A 1,813-nucleotide genomic window follows, 5' to 3' on the forward strand; every position below is an offset into this window, starting at 1 on the left:
CGCCATCCTGCTCGAGGCGATGTGCGGGCATGACGCAAAGGATTCGACCTCCCTGCCTGAGCCTGTGCCAGCCTGGCGCGAGAGCGTGAAACAGGGCGTCAAAGGCATGACAATTGGCATTCCGAAGGAATACCGCGTCGATGGCATGCCGGACGAGATCGAGAAGCTCTGGGCGCAAGGGATCGACTGGCTGAAGGCGCAGGGTGCAGAGATCGTCGATGTGTCGCTGCCGCACACCAAATACGCGCTGCCGGCCTATTATATCGTCGCGCCTGCTGAAGCATCCTCCAATCTCGCGCGGTATGACGGCATGCGGTATGGAAATCGTGTGTCTGCTGACAATCTGGTCAACACCTATGAGGGCACACGCAGCTCCGGCTTCGGGGTTGAGGTCCAGCGCCGCCTCATGATCGGGACCTATGTGCTTTCATCGGGCTATTACGATGCCTATTATCTCCGTGCACAGAAAGTTCGCACAAAGATTTTGGATGATTTCGAAGAGGTCTTCAAAACCTGCGATGCGCTGCTGACACCCACCTGCCCGTCGGCCGCCTTTGCCTATGGCGAGAAGTCAGGTGACCCGGTGCAGATGTATCTCAATGACATTTTCACGGTGACCGCGAACCTTGCCGGGCTGCCTGGCATATCGGTTCCAGCCGCGCTTGACAGCCAGGGCCTGCCGCTCGGCCTTCAGGTGATCGGCAAGGCACTTGATGAGGCGTCCTGTTTCCGCGTTGGCGGCGCGCTTGAAGAAGCGGCGGGCTTTGTCGCCAAGCCGGACAAATGGTGGTAAGCTTGCAAGCATGTCGACCAGAGGGCACCGTAATTTCCTTTCAGGCCTTGTAAGCTGGATCTTTGGCGCGCCAATCTTTCGACATCGCGCCTTGCGCTGGCCGCTTGCGGCGCTTCTCACCGCCCTGGGCGTTCATGCGATAACAGTTCAGGGCATTGCCGAAGAGGCTGACAGGGGTGTCCTCGTGCCGGTTCTTTTCTTCATGCTGGCCTTCTTCCTCATGGTCCTGCCATTCCTGCCGCTCGCCGACTCGTGGGACGAGCGTGATCGCAACCGCTAGTGCAGAGCGAGGCGTGACGCAGCCGACGGGCTGATGCTAAAGGTTGAGCATGTCCAGACGTACCCGCACTTTCATTTACGCTGCCGCCGCCTTTGCCGTGATGCTGGTCATGATCCTGCTCATGGCGTGGCAGCAGGGCATCGACCCGTTCCATCCGCGCACGCGAATGTACTGGCTCGCTGCGGTGCTGGCTGCGGTCTACCTCTCCCTGCGCGGCGCGGTGTTCATCGAGCGGCTGCAATACCGGCGCAGCCAGAGGCAGGAGCGTACCGATACGCCGAGCCGTCTCAGCAGGAATATTGATGACCGGATGGCTGCGCGGAAGGCCCGCGTTGAAGCGGCGCGTCAGAAAGAACGGTCCGGCGAAGAATAGCCCCGTGAATTCGTCAAATTTGATGACCCTCCAAAGCCTGAAATTAACCATGGGATGGTAGCGCTGCCGTTCAGGAGAAGCCTGTCGATCCGCTATGAAAACACATATCCTTTTCACATTCATTGCCCTGATCGTGCTGGGATTGGTCATCGGCTACCGCGAATACCATCCCGAGCCGCCCGCCGATTATGAAATCTATTATTTCGGCTCGACCCAGTGCAGCGCCTGCAAGACCTGGAAAACCCATGACCTTGCCATCTGGAAAGATGAGGACGCGTTTGGGTATGCGCTGGTTCGTATGGTCGAAATCACACCTTCGAGCACGCGCAACGGGAACAGATACCATGGCCGGTACGGAGAGGTTTTC

4 protein-coding genes are annotated in these 1,813 nt (G+C 58.7%); all 4 read left to right on the forward strand.

Features of this window, described 5'->3' with window-relative positions; all coding sequences use genetic code 11:
- The coding region (locus WA989_RS02260) for an amidase family protein (protein ID WP_424338903.1) at nucleotides 1-793 on the forward strand (793 nt) is incomplete at its 5' end.
- A 10-nt stretch (nucleotides 794-803) separates the two neighbouring features.
- Nucleotides 804-1,073, forward strand: coding sequence for a hypothetical protein (locus WA989_RS02265; protein WP_424338904.1), 270 nt, complete (start codon nucleotides 804-806; stop codon nucleotides 1,071-1,073).
- 49 nt (nucleotides 1,074-1,122) lie between these two features.
- Nucleotides 1,123-1,446: a hypothetical protein gene (locus WA989_RS02270; protein ID WP_424338905.1), complete on the forward strand. Its 324-nt coding sequence runs from the start codon at nucleotides 1,123-1,125 to the stop codon at nucleotides 1,444-1,446.
- Between the two features lie 94 nt (nucleotides 1,447-1,540).
- A partial coding sequence (locus tag WA989_RS02275; RefSeq protein WP_424338906.1) for a hypothetical protein occupies nucleotides 1,541-1,813 on the forward strand: 273 nt, incomplete at its 3' end.

The organism is Henriciella sp., assembly GCF_049649345.1.
Taxonomy (GTDB): Bacteria; Pseudomonadota; Alphaproteobacteria; order Caulobacterales; family Hyphomonadaceae; genus Henriciella.

Bases quoted from the DNA above. Each gene is read 5' to 3' on its own strand.
- WA989_RS02270 (WP_424338905.1), top strand. From the start codon at position 1,123: ATGTCCAGACGTACCCGCACTTTCATTTACGCTGCCGCCGCCTTTGCC.
- WA989_RS02265 (WP_424338904.1), top strand. From the start codon at position 804: ATGTCGACCAGAGGGCACCGTAATTTCCTTTCAGGCCTTGTAAGCTGG.